General features: G+C 71.3%; 14 protein-coding genes. 5 read left to right on the top strand and 9 right to left on the bottom strand.

Going from position 1 to position 16319, the window contains the following annotated elements:
• Positions 1-170: 170 nt before the first annotated feature.
• The gene (locus tag AB0K67_RS30715) at positions 171-1424 is read right to left on the bottom strand and encodes a class I SAM-dependent RNA methyltransferase (protein ID WP_364067300.1); all 1254 of its coding nucleotides are present in this window, start codon (positions 1422-1424) and stop codon (positions 171-173) included.
• 65 nt (positions 1425-1489) lie between these two features.
• Between AB0K67_RS30715 and AB0K67_RS30710 the strand changes: the two genes are divergently transcribed.
• Positions 1490-3115, top strand: coding sequence for an alpha/beta-hydrolase family protein (locus AB0K67_RS30710; RefSeq protein WP_364067298.1), 1626 nt, complete (start codon positions 1490-1492; stop codon positions 3113-3115).
• Here the strand turns inward: AB0K67_RS30710 and AB0K67_RS30705 are convergent.
• Positions 3108-5150: an APC family permease gene (locus AB0K67_RS30705; protein ID WP_364067296.1), complete on the bottom strand. Its 2043-nt coding sequence runs from the start codon at positions 5148-5150 to the stop codon at positions 3108-3110. The genes AB0K67_RS30710 and AB0K67_RS30705 overlap by 8 nt on opposite strands.
• A gap of 102 nt (positions 5151-5252) precedes the next feature.
• On the opposite strand from AB0K67_RS30705, the gene AB0K67_RS30700 reads away from it, so the two are divergent.
• Entirely contained in the window at positions 5253-5918 is a 666-nt protein-coding gene (locus AB0K67_RS30700) for a TrkA family potassium uptake protein (RefSeq protein ID WP_364067294.1), read from the top strand.
• On the top strand, positions 5918-6577 hold the full coding sequence (locus tag AB0K67_RS30695) for a TrkA family potassium uptake protein (protein ID WP_364067292.1): 660 nt from the start codon (positions 5918-5920) through the stop codon (positions 6575-6577). The genes AB0K67_RS30700 and AB0K67_RS30695 overlap by 1 nt, the downstream gene beginning before the upstream one ends.
• 43 nt (positions 6578-6620) lie before the next feature.
• On the opposite strand, the gene AB0K67_RS30690 is transcribed toward AB0K67_RS30695, so the two are convergent.
• Complete coding sequence (locus AB0K67_RS30690) at positions 6621-6851, bottom strand: hypothetical protein (protein ID WP_364067290.1); 231 nt, start codon at positions 6849-6851, stop codon at positions 6621-6623.
• Positions 6852-6968: 117 nt separating this feature from the next.
• Between AB0K67_RS30690 and AB0K67_RS30685 the strand changes: the two genes are divergently transcribed.
• Entirely contained in the window at positions 6969-8696 is a 1728-nt protein-coding gene (locus tag AB0K67_RS30685) for an HAD-IIB family hydrolase (protein WP_364067288.1), read from the top strand.
• Positions 8697-9039: 343 nt separating this feature from the next.
• Here AB0K67_RS30685 and AB0K67_RS30680 read toward each other — a convergent pair whose 3' ends face one another.
• The 6 genes from AB0K67_RS30680 to AB0K67_RS30655 all read right to left on the bottom strand — a co-directional run bounded on the left by AB0K67_RS30680 (position 9040) and on the right by AB0K67_RS30655 (position 13829).
• Entirely contained in the window at positions 9040-9711 is a 672-nt protein-coding gene (locus tag AB0K67_RS30680; RefSeq protein WP_364067286.1) for a DUF3159 domain-containing protein, read from the bottom strand.
• 4 nt (positions 9712-9715) lie between these two features.
• Positions 9716-10102, bottom strand: a complete 387-nt coding sequence (locus AB0K67_RS30675; RefSeq protein ID WP_364067284.1) for an OB-fold nucleic acid binding domain-containing protein — start codon at positions 10100-10102, stop codon at positions 9716-9718.
• Positions 10103-10130: 28 nt separating this feature from the next.
• Positions 10131-10772 carry a DUF3710 domain-containing protein gene (locus AB0K67_RS30670; protein WP_364067282.1) on the bottom strand — a complete coding sequence of 214 codons (642 nt, stop codon included), beginning with the start codon at positions 10770-10772 and terminating at the stop codon, positions 10131-10133.
• Between the two features lie 87 nt (positions 10773-10859).
• Positions 10860-11303: a dUTP diphosphatase gene (dut, locus tag AB0K67_RS30665; RefSeq protein WP_364067280.1), complete on the bottom strand. Its 444-nt coding sequence runs from the start codon at positions 11301-11303 to the stop codon at positions 10860-10862.
• Positions 11300-11854, bottom strand: a complete 555-nt coding sequence (locus tag AB0K67_RS30660; RefSeq protein WP_364067278.1) for a PaaI family thioesterase — start codon at positions 11852-11854, stop codon at positions 11300-11302. Before AB0K67_RS30660 ends, dut begins: the two co-directional genes overlap by 4 nt.
• 490 nt (positions 11855-12344) lie before the next feature.
• Positions 12345-13829, bottom strand: a complete 1485-nt coding sequence (locus AB0K67_RS30655) for an AI-2E family transporter (RefSeq protein ID WP_364067276.1) — start codon at positions 13827-13829, stop codon at positions 12345-12347.
• A gap of 293 nt (positions 13830-14122) precedes the next feature.
• Between AB0K67_RS30655 and AB0K67_RS30650 the strand changes: the two genes are divergently transcribed.
• Positions 14123-16300: a DUF6351 family protein gene (locus AB0K67_RS30650; RefSeq protein WP_364067274.1), complete on the top strand. Its 2178-nt coding sequence runs from the start codon at positions 14123-14125 to the stop codon at positions 16298-16300.
• Positions 16301-16319: the final 19 nt, after the last annotated feature.

Genomic DNA, 16319 nt, shown 5'->3' with positions numbered 1-16319 from the left:
AGACATTGGGCAGCAAAACCGGTAAACCACCGTGATGGGTGATGCGCCTGTGCAACCCCGTCCGGTCGTACCGAAACCCCTATGGGCACGGACGAATCGACCCCCGCACCCGAAGGCGCGAGGGCCGAAAATCGTGCATTGAGATCTGCGTCACATTGGCGCGGTGAAGATCAGCCTTGCCGCACGAGCAGCGCCACGCATTCCACGTGGTGGGTCATCGGGAACGCGTCGAAGGCCCGCAGGTCGGACAGGGGGTAGCCGTGGTCGCGGAACCAGGCCAGGTCGCGGGCGAGCGTGGCGGGATCGCAGGAGACGTACACGATGCGCGAGGGCTCCAGCGCACTGACCCGCTCGACCACCTCGCGGCCGAGCCCGGCGCGCGGCGGGTCCACCACGACGACGTCGGCCCGCTCGATCTGGAAACGGTCGAGCGCCTCCTCGACCCGCCCGCGCTCCACGCGCGCCTGCGGCAGGTCGCGCAGGTTGGCGCGGGCGTCGCGGACGGCGGCCGCCTCCGACTCCAGCCCGAACACCGCGCCCTCGGGGCCCACGGCCTCGGCCAGCCCGGCGGCGAACAGCCCGACCCCGCAGTAGAGGTCGAGCGCCCACTCCCCCGGCTCCGGCGCGGCGTAGGCGAGCACCGCGTCGAGCAGCGTCTCGGCCGCCCCCGGGTGCACCTGCCAGAAGCCGCTGCCCGCCACCCGGAACTCGCGGTCGCCCACCTGCTCGTGCAGCACCCCCGAGCCGCGTCGCGCGACCGTGCGGCCCCTGCCCTGGTCGAGCAGGATCGAGGCGGGCGCGTCGAGCTCGGGCACGGGCACGCTGCGGCGCGGCCTGGGCGCGACCACGACGGCGCGCTCGCCCCCGGATGAGGCGATGACCTCGACCACGGCGGCGCCGGGCCACCGGTGGTCCTGAGCGCCCACCGCCTCCACCTCGGGGTGGGCGATCAGGCAGGCGTCGATCACCTGGATGTCGTGTGAGCGGTGCTTGCGGAAGCCCAGCTCGCCGGATGGGGTGGCGGCGAACTGCACGCGCGTGCGCCAGCCGAGCCCGTCCTTGGCACCTGGGACCTCCTCGACGACGACCTCGCGCTCGATGCCCGCGAGCCGGCGCAGCTGCTCGGCCACGACCTGGGCCTTGAGCCTGCGCTGCGCATCGAGGGTGGCGTGCTGCCAGTCGCAGCCGCCGCACCGCCCGGGTCCGGCGTAGGGGCAGGGCGGCACCACGCGGTCGGGTGAGGCTTCGAGGATCTCGATCGCGTCGGCCCGCAGGAAGCGGGAGGTCTCCTCGGTGACGGCGGCTATCACCCGCTCGCCCGGCAGCGCGTGCCGTACGAACACGACGCGCCCTTCGTGGCGCGCCACACACCAGCCGCCGTGGGCGACCGGACCTACCGTCAGCTCGAGAGTTGCCTGTTCCACAGCAGACAGCCTATGCCCAGGCCCGCAGCGTCCCAGCCGGGTGCGAGCGCTTACTGTAAGGGGTCATGGACAGAGTGGTACGGCGGAGGCCCGGCTTCGGCGGCACCCTGCTGGCCACGCTGTTCGCCTGCGCCTCGCTGACGCCGTCGTTGCTGCCCAGGCCATGGCTGTACCAAGGTGTGATGGGCGCGGTCACCGCCATACTCGGCTATGCCGTGGGCGCCGCGCTGGGGGCGCTCGGCCGGGCGGTGATCCGCTACCGGCCGCCGGAGCGGGCGCGGCGGATCATCTGGCGGGTCATGCTGGCGGGCTGCGCCGCGCTGTCGGCGGTGACGCTCTGGTACAGCTACGACTGGCAGCGCGACCTGCGGGCCCTCATGGGCATGGACACCCGCATCACCTGGTTCCCGCCGGTGATCCTGGCGCTCACGGTCGTGCTCTTCTTCCTGGCCCTGCTGCTGGCCCGGCTCGTCCGCCTGGCCGGGCGGAAGCTGAACGCCTGGCTCGACCGCTTCGTCCCGCCTTACCTGGGCCACGTCGCGGGGGTGATCGCGATCGGGCTCGCGGTCACCGTGTTCGCCAACGACGTGCTGTTCAACGCGTTCGTGGCGCGGATCAACGACATCTCGTCCGTGGCGAACGAGGGCACCCACCCGGGCGTGCGCAGGCCCACCTCCGCGTACGTCTCCGGCGGCCCCGGTTCGCTCGTCTCGTGGGAGTCGCTGGGCCGCGAGGGACGCCGCTTCACCGCCTCGGCCGCCACCCCGTCGAAGCTGTCGGCCTTCTCGGGCAGGCCCGCCGTCCAGCCGATCAGGGTGTACGTCGGACTGGAGAGCGCCTCGTCACTGACCGCGCAGGCGGACCTTGCGGTGCGCGAGCTGGAGCGCACGGGCGCGTTCGGCCGCCGGGTGCTGGCCGTGCTGGGCACCACCGGCACCGGGTGGGTCGATCCGCGCATCGCAGACGCGCTGGAGTACATGTACAACGGCAGCTCGGCCATGGTCGCGATGCAGTACTCGTACCTGCCGAGCTGGGCGTCGTTCCTGCTCGACAGGGACAGGGCGGCGACCGCGGGGCGGGCGCTGTTCGACGCGGTGCGCGCGCGGTGGGCGCGGCTGCCCGCCGGCAAGCGGCCCAAGCTGCTGCTGTCAGGTGAGAGCCTGGGCTCGTACCAGTTGGAGGAGAGCTTCCGCGACCTGGACGACCTGACGGCGAAGGCGGACGGCGCGATGTTCGTGGGCCCGCCCAACGCCAACCGCATCTGGCACCGCCTGACCAGCGACCGCGAGCCGGGCAGTCCCGTGTGGCGGCCGGTCTACGACGACGGCGAGACGGCGAGGTTCGCCCAGCGGCCGGGCGACCTGTCCACGCCGCCGGCCCCGTGGCGCCACCCGCGCGTGGTCTACCTGCAGAACGCCACCGACCCGGTCGTGTGGTGGTCGCCGGAGCTCATCTACGACCGTCCCGCCTGGCTGGAGGGCAGGCGCGGGCCCGGGGTCAACCCGGAGATGAACTGGTTCCCGCTGGTGACGTTCTGGCAGGTGCTGGTGGACATGACGACCGCGCTCGACGTGCCCGCGGGCCACGGCCACCGCTACGGCGCGAACATCGTGGACGGCTGGGCCGCCGTCGCCCCGCCGCCCGGCTGGGACGCCGGCGACACCCGGCGGCTGCGCGCCCTGCTCAGCTAGGGCTCTTCTCCCGGTGCCCTGGCGTCCGGTGCCCCGGCCGCCGCACCGCGCCCGGCGCGTACGGCTCGGGCCTGCCGATGAGCCGGTTGGAGGAGTGGAGCTGCCAGGGCACGCTGGTCACCATGACGCCGGGCTTGAACAGCAGGCGCGCCTTCAGCCGCAGCGCGCTCTGGTTGTGCAGCAGGTGCTCCCACCAGCGGCCGACGACGTACTCGGGGATGAAGACCGTCACCACGTCGCGCGGCGAGCGCCTGCGCAGCGTCTTGACGTAGTCGAGGACGGGCTGGGTGATCTCCCGGTACGGCGAGTCGAGCATCTTCAGCGGCACTGGGATGCCGCGCCGCTCCCACTCCTCCTGCAGCTTGCGCGCCTCCTCGCCCTCAACGCCGACCGTGACCGCCTCCAGCGTGGACGGCCGGGTGGCGCGGGCGTAGGCGAGGGCGCGCATGGTCGGCTTGTGGATCTTGGAGACGAGCACGATCGCGTGGTTGCGCGCGGGCAGCATGGACGCGTCGTAGTCCTCGGTGAGCTCCAGCTCGGCCGCGACGTTGTCGTAGTGACGCCTGATGCCCTTCATCATGAGGAAGAGCACCGGCATCGCGATCACCACGATCCAGGCCCCGACCAGGAACTTCGTCAGCAGCACGACGATCAGCACGAGGCCGGTCATGACCGCGCCGACGAAGTTGATCATCCGCGAGCGGTGCATCTGGTGGCGGACGCCCGGGTCGGTCTCGGTCTTCAGGTGGCGGGTCCAGTGGACGACCATGCCGGTCTGGCTGAGCGTGAACGAGACGAACACGCCGACGATGTACAGGTTCAGCAGCCGGCTGACGTCGGCCTTGAAGCCCCACAGCAGCAGGCAGGCGGCGAGCGCCAGGATGATGATGCCGTTGGAGAAGGCCAGCCGGTCGCCGCGGGTGTGGAGCTGGCGCGGCAGGAAGCGGTCCTGGGCCAGGATCGAGCCGAGCACGGGGAAGCCGTTGAACGCGGTGTTGGCGGCGAGGAACAGGATCAGCGCCGTCACCGCCGAGATCACCACGAAGGGCAGCGACCCGCCGCCGAACACCGCGTCGGCCACCTGAGAGATGATCGGCTGCTGGTGGTAGCCGGGGCCGACCGGCGTGCCGTCCGGTTTGAGCAGGTCCTCGGCCACGACGGACGGCTCGGCGAACTTGACCCCCGAGGCCAGGCCGAGCGCGACGATGCCGCTGAACATGGTGATCGCGATCAGGCCCATCATCAGCAGCGTGGAGGCCGCGTTCTTGCTCTTGGGCTTGCGGAACGCGGGCACGCCGTTGCTGATCGCCTCGACGCCGGTCAGCGCCGCGCACCCGGTCGAGAACGCGCGCAGCACCAGGAACGCGGCGGCGAAGGCGGTCAGGTTGGTCTGCTCGGGCTCGACCGTGAAGTGCGCGCTCGGGGCCTGGAGCTGCTCGTGCAGCAGCAGCGTGCGGAACCCGCCCCAGACGAGCAGGAGCAGGATCGCGGCCATGAACGCGTATGTGGGGATGGCGAAGGCGGCACCGGACTCGCGGACGCCGCGCAGGTTGACCACGGTGAGCAGGATGACGATGGCGATGGCGACGGCCGGCTTGTGCTGGGCGACGAACGGGAGGGTCGCGCCGACGTAGTCGACGCCGTTGGCGACGGATACCGCGACGGTCAGCACGTAGTCGACCATGAGGGCGCTGGCCACGGTGAGCCCGGCGTTCCTGCCGAGGTTGGTGGTGGCCACCTCGTAGTCGCCGCCGCCGCTGGGGTAGGCGTGGACGTTCTGCCGGTACGACGCCACCACCGTGATCATCACGACCACGACCGCGGCGGCGACCCACGGGCTGTAGGAATAGAACGAGACCCCCGCCAGGGAGAGGATGACGAGGATCTCTTGTGGCGCGTAGGCGACCGACGAGAGCGCGTCGCTCGCGAAGACGGGTAGCGCGATCCGTTTGGGGAGAAGTTGCTCGTGGAGCTGCCCGCTTCGCAGGGCGCGCCCCACGAGCAAGCGTTTGACAAGATCCGTTACCTTCGCCACGTAACGAGATGCTAGTCGCAGGCCGATGCCCGGCCCGAGGTGCTCCCCCCGAGGGCCATACTGGTGTCGAGCAACCGGCCGACCGCGTAGATGCGGGGGGAAATGCATATTGTGATCATGGGGTGTGGCCGGGTCGGATCGACCCTCGCGCACATCCTCGAAGACAGCGGGCATTCCGTGGCCATCATCGATCGCGACCCGCAGGCATTCCGCCGGCTGCGTGCCGGGTTCCGCGGGCGGCGGGTGACCGGCATCGGGTTCGATCGTGGCGTGCTCATCGAGGCCGGCATCGAGTCGGCCGCCGCCTACGTCGCGGTCTCCAGCGGCGACAACTCCAACATCATCTCCGCGCGGGTCGCCCGCGAGACCTTCGGCGTCGACAACGTCGTGGCCCGCATCTACGACCCCCGTCGCGCCGAGGTCTACCAGCGGCTCGGCATCCCGACGGTGGCCACCGTCCGCTGGACGGCCGACCAGATCATGCGCCGCATCCTGCCCGAAGGGGCCGAGCCGCTGTGGCGCGACCCGACCGGCACCGTCGTCCTGGCCGAGGTCGTCGTCAACCCCGCGTGGATCGGCACCCGCGTCACCGACCTGGAGGAGCGCGCCCGCACCCGCGCCGCCTTCATCAACCGCATGGGCGAGGCCGTGACCATCTCCCCCGACACCGTGGTGCAGGAGGGCGACGTGCTGCACGTGATCGCCGCCGAGTCTGACATGGATCGCATCAACAAGGTGCTCGCCGCCGCACCGGAAGGGGATGAGTGATGCGCGTCGCCATCGCCGGAGCCGGCGCCGTGGGCCGCTCCATCGCGGCCGAGCTGCTGGAGAACGGCCACGAGGTGCTGCTCATCGACAGCGACCCCCACGCCATCAAGATCGACAGCGTGCCGCGGGCCGAGTGGCTGCTCGCCGACGCCTGCGAGATCGCCTCGCTCGACGAGGCCGGGCTCAACAACTGCCACGTCGTGGTGGCCGCGTCCGGCGACGACAAGGTCAACCTCGTGGTGTCGCTGCTCGCCAAGACCGAGTACGGCGTGCCGCGCGTGGTCGCCCGCATCAACCACCCCAACAACGAGTGGCTGTTCAACGAGTCGTGGGGCGTCGACGTCGCGGTCTCGACGCCGCGCCTGCTCAGCGCCCTGGTGGAGGAGGCGGTGAGCGTCGGCGACCTGGTGCGGCTGATGACGTTCCGCCAAGGACAGGCCAACCTGGTCGAGCTCACGCTGGCCGACGACGCGCCGGTGGTGGGGCAGCGGGCCGGCTCGGTGCCGTGGCCCGCCGACTCGGCGCTGGTGGCGATCCTGCGCGAGGGCCGCGTGCTGGTGCCGACCGCCGACGACCCGCTGGAGGCCGGAGACGAGTTGCTGTTCGTTGCCAGCCAGGAGGTGGAGCAGGAGCTGGCCCACCTCCTGTCGCAGCACTAGCCGCACGCGGGCCCTCGCTCGGGCCCGCGCTCGGGCCCGCGCGTCAGAACAGGCCGACGTGCTTGTGGTGGTGGTCGTGCTTGCGCTTGAACCACACCGTCGCGCACCCGCCGTCGGTGGTCCAGATCGTGAACGGCTTGAGCCTGAGCACGTCCGTCACACCCGTTCCGCACGGGTGAGCCGCCCCCTGGAAGGTGGCGGCGATCGCGGGCGTGGTGGAGAGGAGCAGCGCCGCGGCGGTCATGGTGACGGCGGCGATAGCGCATCTGTACATGGCGGTCCCCCGATAAGTAAGAGGCGAATGTTCGCCAGGCTTGTACCCCCGAGAGTGGATCGACTGGTTCAGCGTTCCACCCGGAGATCTTTACCTTTGAGCGGGTAGGGCAGGGCCATGCGCTACAACGTGCTGGCCACCGACTACGACGAGACCCTCGCCAGGGGCGGCCAGGCGGACGAGGAGGCCATAGCGGCGCTCGAACGCCTGTCCAAGGCCGGGATCAAGCTGCTGCTGGTCACCGGCCGCGAGCTGGACGACCTGCTGTCGGTCTTCCCGCACCCCGCCCTGTTCGACCTGATCGTGGCCGAGAACGGCGGGCTGCTGTACGACCCGCACCAGCGCACCTGCGACGCCCTGGCCACGCCCCCGCCGCCCGAGCTCGCCGAGCGCCTGCGCGCTGCGGGCGTCACCCCGCTCGGCGTCGGCCAGGTCGTGGTGGCCACCCGCGAACCGCACGACGTGACGGTCCTCGAAGCCATCCGCGAGCTGGGCCTGGAGCTGCAGGTCATCTACAACAAGGGCGCGGTCATGGTGCTGCCGCCCGGTGTCAACAAGGCCAGCGGCCTGGCCGCCGCACTCGACCGGCTCGGCCTGTCACGGCACGGCACGGTCGCGGTCGGCGACGGCGAGAACGACCACGCGTTCCTGAGCGTCGCCGAGTGCGGGGCCGCCGTGGCCAACGCCACGCCCGCGCTCAGGGAGTCCTGCGACCTGGCCCTCGACGGTGCGGCCGGGCAGGGGGTGGCCGAGCTGGCCGGCAAGCTGCTGGCGGGCGACCTCGACGGCCTCGAACTCGCCCGTCACCACGTGCTGCTCGGCCACGACGACGGCGCCGAGGTGCGGCTGCCGACGTACGGGCTGGGCCTGCTGGTCGCCGGGCCCTCCGGCAGCGGCAAGTCCACCGTCACCACCGCGCTGCTCGAACGGCTCGTCGGCGACGGCTACCAGTGCGTCATCGTGGACCCCGAAGGCGACTACGCCGAATATCCGGGCGTGACCGTACTCGGCGACCCCGACCGGGTGCCCGCCATCGACGAGGTCCTGCACACGCTGGAGCACCCCGCCCACAGCGTCGTCATCAACCTCATCGGCCTGCAGCTGCGCGACCGGCCCGCGTACTTCGCCGAGCTGCTGCCCCGCGTCGCCGGCCTGCGCGCCAGGCTCGGGCACCCGCACTGGCTCATCCTCGACGAGGCGCACCACCTCATGCCCGCCGAGGTCCGCCACGTGCCGCTGCAGAGCCCCGGCGACCTCGGCTCGGTACTGATGATCACCGTGCATCCCGACGCGCTCAGCCCGGCCGCGCTGCGCATGGTCAACAGCACCGTCGCGGTCGGCAAGAACCCGGAGAACTCGCTCGCCGCGTTCGCCACCGCGCGCGGGCTCGACGCGCCCCCGGTGACCGGCGCGTCCGGCGACATCGCGCTGTGGCTCGACGGCACCGGCTCCGCCCGGCGGCTCACCCTGGCGCCCGCCCGCGTCGAACGCACCCGGCACCGCCGCAAGTACGCCGCCGGCACCATGTCCAAGGACAAGAGCTTCTACTTCACCGGGCCGGAGCAGCGGCTGCGGCTGCGGGCCAGGAACCTGCACACGTTCGTGGAGCTGAGCGAGGGCGTGGACGACGACACCTGGCTGCACCACCTGCGGCGCGGCGACTACTCGACGTGGATACGCGAGAGTCTCGGCGACGCCGAGCTGGCCGAGGAGGCGGCGGCGCTGGAGGGGGACGAGGCCGCAGACCCAGGCGAGACGCGGCGGCGGATGGCCGACCTGATCGCCGCCCGCTACACGCTGCCCGCCGAGCCCACCGCCTTCGACCCCGAACACGACGACCGCTGACCCGCACGCGTCTGCCGTGGGGCGCGGCAGACGCGTCCCACAGCCGCGGCAGACGCGTCCCGGCTCACCGGGCGCAGCCCCGCACTCCGGCCCCTCCCGGGCGCAGCCCCGCACTCCGGCCCCTCCCGGGCGCAGCCCCGCACTCCGGCCCCTCCCGGGCGCAGCCCCGCGCTCCAGCCTCTCCCGGGCGCAGCCCCCGCCCTACCGGGCACACTCTGCTCACATGGGTGCGGCCCGCACCCCGCCGGTCCTCCACTCGGGCGGGGTACGGGCCGAAGCTCAGGCCAGGTTCGTACGTCTTGTGCCGTCTTGTACTGTCCCGTACCGGCCGAGGCCGGAGGGGTCAGGCGGGGGCGACCGGAGGCTTGACCGGGGTGCGGCCGCGGCCGAGCACCCAGACCATGGCCGCCAGCGCCGCCACCTGCAACGGCCACCCCATGATGATCTTGGCGAAGCCGAGCGCGGCGACCGCCTGGTCACCGCCGCCGAACAGGTAGACCGGCCCCTGCACGGCCACCCGGATCGCGCACGGCAGCATCAGCAGCCAGGTCAGCCGCGTGCACAGCTTCACGATGCCCGGGTCTTTGTGCCAGCCCGTCGGGTCGCCCGTGACCGAGCCGATGAGGAATCCGACGATCGGCCACCGGGTCACGATGGAGATCAGCATCACCACGGCGTAGCCGGCGTTGTAGAGGATGCCGGGCAGGAAGTAGTCTTTCGCGTCGCCCGTACGGCTGGCGAAGAACGCACCGATCGCGATGCCGATCAGACTGTTGATCACGAACTGCGGCGTGGACCTCTGCAGCAGCCGTACGAGCAGCAACAACACCGACAGCGAGATACTGATGATCAGCGACAGCTTCAGATCCTCGCTGAAGATCCACGACAAAGTGAACGCGATCGTCGGCACCGCCGCCTCGATGATGCCCCGGACACCGCCGAGCGCCTTCGCCAGCTGTGCTCGAACCGCCGCTTCCACGGTGTCGTGGGCGACCTCTTCCGCCTCGGCACTCACCTGATCAACTCCCTGGCCGCAGCTCGTAACGCGGATTGAACATCACCTTGCGCCCGTCCTGCATGCTGACCAGGCCCTCGGCCTTGACCGTGCGGCCCGGCTCGATGCCCGCGATCTTGCGGCGGCCGAGCCAGACCAGGTCGATGACGTCGGACCCGTCATAGAGCTCGGCCTCGAGAGCAGGAGCACCGCCTCTCGGACGCAGTGTCACCGTACGTAGCGTACCCGCCACGCAGAAGCGGCGGCGGCCGCCACACGAGACGATCGGAGTGGCGCCGACCTCGTCGGCGTCCTCCCGCAGCTCGCGGGCCTCGATCTCTGACTGGGGGGAGGCCAGCCGGCTGAAGAACCCGCGCAATCCCCCGCGTTTGGGGGGCTCTGCCGTACCCATGATGCCTCAGCCTATGTGATGTCGGCCGCTAGCGAATCTCGCTGATTTCAGGCCCTCGCTTGTACGGGTTGAACCTCGACCGCTCGGCCGTCTCCTGGCGGCTCGGGTCGTTGGGGCGGCGCAGCGGGATCGGCTCCTCCCGCGCCATCGGCTCGTCACCCCTGACGACCACGACGTCCTTGATGAACTCGTGGAACGCCTCGGCCGTCGCGTCATCGACCGCCGCCTTGCCCGAGATGACCGCGAGCAGGAACCAGCGGGGCCCGTCGATGCCGATGTAGCGGGCCGGCCTGCTGCCGCCGTCGACCCGCATCTCGCCGCTCAGCTCCGTGCCGAACGGGCCCTCCTGCTCCTGCAGGTGACCAGCCTGGCCGGCGATCTTCGTTCTGATCTCGTCCCACAGGTCCATGCTGCGCGGCGCGGCCAGCGCCTGCAGCTGCAGCGAGCTCTCGTCGTACAGGACGACCACGCCGACGTGCTGGTCTCCGACGGAGGCCAGCCGCACGTCGAAGTCAGGGTTGTGCGGCAGTCGCAGACCGCCCAGGTCGATGCGGTCGTTGTCCGGATGTGGCTCGTCGGCGTCCCACGGGCCGGACTCACGCATCGGCGGCGCGGGCTCCTGCTCGACCACCGGCTCCGGCTGCTCACGTCGACGACGACGTCGGAACACGTTCCTCACTCTCCCTGTTCATCGGGCCGGCCGGCCCGTTGTACGTCTGACGACCATCTCCGGGCCCCGTCTCGGGCCCCGCACCGGTCAACGCCCTGTGGACCCGAACCCGTTCGCGCCGCGTACGGAACCCGGCAGGCGCTCCACCTCGTAGAAGGCGGCCCGCTCCACGCGCTGCACGACGAGCTGCGCCACGCGGTCGCCCCGGCGCAGCCGGAACGGCTCCTTGGCGTCGGTGTTGATCAACGTCACCTTGATCTCGCCCCGGTAGCCGGCGTCGACCGTGCCGGGCGCGTTGACGAGCGTGACCCCGTGCTTGGCCGCCAGGCCGGACCGCGGATGGACGAACGCCGCGTAGCCGTCGGGCAGCGCGATCGCCACGCCCGTGCCGACCACGGCGCGCTCGCCGGGCTTCAGCTCCACGTCCTCGGCCGCGTAGAGGTCGGCGCCGGCGTCGCCCGCGTGCGCGTACGACGGCATCGGCAGCTCGCTGTCGAGCCGCTGGATGAGGACCTCTACTCTGCTGCTCAAGGATTCACCTCGTAGTCCGGATGTTCGACCTCGATGGCGGCCAGATCGCCGTGCTCGGCGAAGTGCTCCATGTTCACCTCGATGAACAGCGCTGCCGCGCGGACGGCGACCGGTCCGTCTGGAGCGCCGATGCGCCCCTCAGCCTCAAGGTACGCCTTCCTGCCCACGATGCCGTTGCACCAGGCACGCAGGTGGAGTGTCGTGCCCACGGGAACGGGGAGGAGGTAGTCGGTCTCCAGCCGTCCCGTCACATAAGGCTTGCGGAACAGGTAGACGGACATACCGATGACCTCGTCCATCGCGGTCGCCAGCACACCGCCGTGCGCCAGCTTCGGCGCGCCCTGATGCGCCTCCCCCACCGTGAACTCGGCCTCGACGGTCGCACCGTCGGGCGTCCTGGCCTTCAGGTGCAGCCCCGTCGGGTGCTCGCTGCCGCATCCGAAACACCGGCCGTAGTGGGAGCCCAGGACGGTGCCCGGCGCGGGCGCCCCCGGCGGCGCCTCCGGGCGTTCTGCGCCGGGCGGCGGAGTGGTGAGGGAGGAACGCGTCACGGGTGATGAGGTTACTCCGTACCGCCACCACCCGAACCACGCGACCAGCCCACCCGCGCCCTCCCCGCTCCCAGGGAACCCCGCACGCGGCAAACCGCCCTCCACCTGACGGACGGCTTGCACGACCCGGCCAGCGCGCGCCGACCGCCGACGGCCACCGTGCAAACCGCCCTCCGCCCGGCGGACGGCTCACGTGGAAAGCCGCTCGCGCCCGAGACGCCTGAGTCGCCGCTCCCGGGTCACGCCGCTTCGCACCGAACGGCCGCCCGAGGCTACGCACGGGAAGATCCCCGAGGACTATGCACGGGAAGAGGCGACCTCCGCACCAGGGCCGGGGGCACCAGGGCCGGTGACGTCGCTCCCGGCATCGCGGGTGTCGCTTCCCGCATCGCGCCCATCGCGAGACGCACGGCCATCCGCGCCTCGCCACCGCACCGGCCTTAGCACCGACCGCGCGCACAGCACCGCCTGCCTGCACGGCACCGCTCGCCTACACAGCACCGCTGGCGTGCCCAGCGCCGCTCGTCTGCATAGCATCCTCCGCCTGCGCAGCACGGCCGTCCTGTCCTGCGTCGCTGCGGGCGTCGCCGTCGGGCGAGGAGCTGTCGTCTCGTGCGAGGACGGCGTCTCGCCGCTCGCCACCGTCAATACGGCCGCCGTGAGCACCGCCACCACCCCCGCGACGGCCACCACCGCCACCACCGCCGCGACGGCCACGAGTGCCGCCGCCGTCACCACGGCGGTCACGACCAGCGTCGTCACCGTCATCAGGACGGCCCCAGTCGTCGCTGTCATCAGGGCGGCCCCAGTCGTCGCCGTCACCGCCGGAAGGACCCCCACCGTCACCGTGGCGGTCGGGGGTGTCGCCGGGTGGGCGTGAGCCCGGTGGGGCCGTGGAGTCGTCGTGGCCCGGGGGCAGCTCCGGCGGCTTGTGGCGGAGCTCAGGCAGGGCGCGGTAGATGACGGCCGCGACCGGGACCGCCACGGCGGCGCCCGCGATGCCGGCCAGGACGCCGCCCACGGACAGCACGAGGATGATGGCCAGCGGGTGGAAGTGCAGCGCCCGGCCCACGATCAGCGGCTGGAGAACGTGGTTTTCGAGCTGCTGCTCCACGATGAGGATGCCGAGGAAGATCAGCGCGTAGACGAGCCCCTTGGCGCCCAGGGTGACCAGGGTGGCGACGGTGCCGGCGAAGAAGATGCCGACGATGGGGATGAAGCTGGCGAAGAAGATGATCACCGCCAGTGGCGCCCACAGCGGCACGCCCATGCCGGCGAGCACGACGCCCATGATGAGCCCGTGCACGGCGGCCACCGCCACGGTGCCCTGGACGTAGTGCGAGAGCGTGGTCCAGGCGGCCCTCCCGGCGCGGTCGACCCTGGGCGCCACCGAGCCGAACGCCTTCAGGAACCAGACCCAGATGCGATCGCCGTCCTTGAGCAAGAAGAACGTCACGAACAGCAGCAGCACGATGGACGCGAGCACCTCGATGGCGACCGCGCCGGCCGACAGCACGGTGCCGGTGATGGCGGTGCGCTGCTCGTTGACCATGGCGGCGATCTCGTCGACGTAGTCGGTGATCTGCGCCTCTTCGAGGTGGAGCGGCCCGGTGATCAGCCACTCCTGCACGGTCCTCGCGGTCTCCTGGACCTGGCTGACCAGGCCGGGGAACTCCTCGCTCGCCCGCGCCCCGACCAGCCATCCCGTGCCGACGAGCACGGCCAGCGCGACCAGCATGGTGATCCAGGTGGCGTAGATGGGCCGCATGCCGGCGTTGCGCAGGCTCTTGGTGAGCGGGAACAGCAGCGCGGTCAGCAGGAGCGCGATCGCCACGGGCAGCGCCACGAACGCCAGGCGTGCGATGGCCTGGACGATGAAGTAGACGACCACGCCGACGAGGATCAGGCAACCGGACCATGCGGCCATCCTGGCCAGCACGGGCGGCACGAGCTTGGTTGGGCGGTCGGGCAGCACGTGTTCCAGACTGGCATGTCCGGGCCCGTGACGCGCGCGGATATCGCCCCGACCGCTGTGAGCGAAATCGCCCACGAGCCGCGGCCACGGCCCCATGCACGCCCGTGCGACACGCGCCACACGATCAGCGCCTCCCAGCACGTACGCGCGCACGCGATCAACGCGGCCCTCGCATACACGCACGCACACGCTCAGCGCAGCCCCCGCGCGTACGCGCACGCGGCCGGCGCGGCTCCGCACGGCGGCAAGATCGGGTCTGTGCAAGCGGGCGGGGCCGTGTCACCGTCGTGACCATGATGAAGGCTCCGGTGATCCTCGCCATGCTCGCGTCCTGCCTCGTCGCCACCCCGGCCTCCGCCTCTGCCACCGCCTCCGCCGCAGGGCAGGCGTCCGAAGCCGCCCGGCCGGCGCTGGAGGTGCTGTCCAGCCGCCCCGACCAGGTCAGCGGCGGCGACGCCCTCATCAGGGTGCACGGAGACGCGAAGATCAGGGTGCTGCGCAACGGCGAGGACGTCACGGCGGCGTTCACCCGTACCGGCAAGAGCCGTACGGGCCTGGTGACCGGCCTGCGGATCGGGGAGAACACGATCACGGCCGTCGCGGGCCACCACCGCACGAGCATCCGCTTACGCAACCACCCCATCGAGGGCCCGATCTTCTCGGGCCCGCACCAGTACCCGTTCTTATGCAAGACGGAGCGCAGCGGCCTCGGCCCGCCCGTCGCCGACAACCAGGACGGCCAGGGCATGCGGGTCGAGGGCGGCTGGAGCAAGGACTGCTTCGCGCCGACGGTGACCGACCGCCTCTATCGCTCGACGGACGGCACGTTCAAGCCGATGCCCGCCGAGCGGCCCGCCGACATGGCGACGACGACGCTGCCTGACGGCCGCACGGTCGACTTCGTCGTCAAGCGCGAGCGCGGCGTCATCAACCGCTTCCTGTACTCGATCGCGATGCTGGAGGACGGCTGGACCGGCCGGGCGGTCTACCGGTTCGACGGCGGCGTGGCGATCGGCCACGACCAGGGCACGATCGGCGGCGGCGCGCTGGACGCGTACCAGCTCGGCCAGGGCTACGCGATCATGTACTCGTCCGGCACCCGTACGAACACGCACTACAACCTGATCCTGGGCGGCGAGACGGCCCTGATGGTCAAGGAGCGCTTCATCGAGCGGTACGGCCCGCCGCTCTACACGGTGGGCGTGGGCGCGTCGGGCGGCGCGATCCAGCAGTACATCTATGCCCAGAACCACGGCACCCGGATCATCGACGCCGCGATCCCGCAGTACTCGTATCCGGACATGGTCACCCAGACCATCCACGTGGGCGACTGCGAGCTGCTCGAACGCTACATGGACGCCCATCCGCGCTGGGCGAAGTGGGACGACCGCACGGCGCTCATCGGCATGAACGCGAGCGACACGGTCGCGAACCCGTACACCGGAAAGCCCGGCTCCGACGAGTGCGTGAACGGCTGGCGCGGCCTGACCCCGCTGACCATGAACCCGCTGTGGACGTCGAACAACGACCCCGAGTGGGAGCGCATGGACCCGCCGGGCGTCAAGGACACCGTGCAGTGGACGCACTGGGACGACCTGCGCACCGTCTACGGCGTGGACGAGCACGGCTACGCCCGCTCGACGTGGGACAACGTGGGCGTCCAGTACGGCTTCAAGGCGCTCAGGGACGGCGTGCTGACGCCGGAGGAGTTCCTGGACCTCAACGCGCGCGTGGGCTCGTGGAAGGAGGCGAAGGACATGGTGCAGGAGGGCTGCCCGTTCGTGCCCTCGGTCTGTCCCGCCGACTTCGACCCGTGGAGCGCGCGCAACGCCCACCAGGGCGACCCGGCGCCGCGCCGCACCGGCGACCCGGCGGCGATCAGGAACGTGCTGCGCAGCGGCCTGGTGTTCGGCGGCGACATCGACATCCCGGTGATCGACTGGCGCCACTACCTGGAGGAGGAGCTGGACATGCACAACGCGCACCAGTCGTTCGCCGCCAGGAAGCGCATGCTGAACCACGACGGCCAGGCGGGCAACCAGGTCGTCTGGTTCACCGACGCGCGTCCGGACGGGCCCGAGTTCGACCAGACGCCGGAGGCGCTCAAGGTGATCGACCAGTGGATGGCGAACATCCGCAGGCATCCGTCACGCGGCGTGATCGGCAACAAGCCGCCCAAGGCCGTGGACCGCTGCTTCGCCACCGACGGCACCGAGATCGCCGCGGGTCCGCACGTCTGGGACGGCGTGCTCGACCACCGCGCCCCTGGGGCGTGCACCAAGCGCTTCCCCCTGTACGGCACCTCGCGCACGGTGGCGGGCGGCCCGATCGAGGGCGGCGTCTTCAAGTGCCGCCTGCAGCCGGTCGAGCGGGCGATCGCGAAGGGCCTGTACGGCTCCTGGAAGCCCACCGCCGAGCAGCGGGCCCGGCTGAAGCAGATCTTCCCGACGGGGGTGTGCGACTACCGCTAGCGGAATGCCGACTTCATCC

Origin of the sequence: Nonomuraea sp. NPDC052634, from assembly GCF_040678535.1 — a bacterium.
GTDB classification, from domain to species: domain Bacteria; phylum Actinomycetota; class Actinomycetes; order Streptosporangiales; family Streptosporangiaceae; genus Nonomuraea; species Nonomuraea fastidiosa.
Note: the sequence above shows the minus strand (reverse complement) of the source record. Positions and strands in the feature narration are given on the sequence as shown.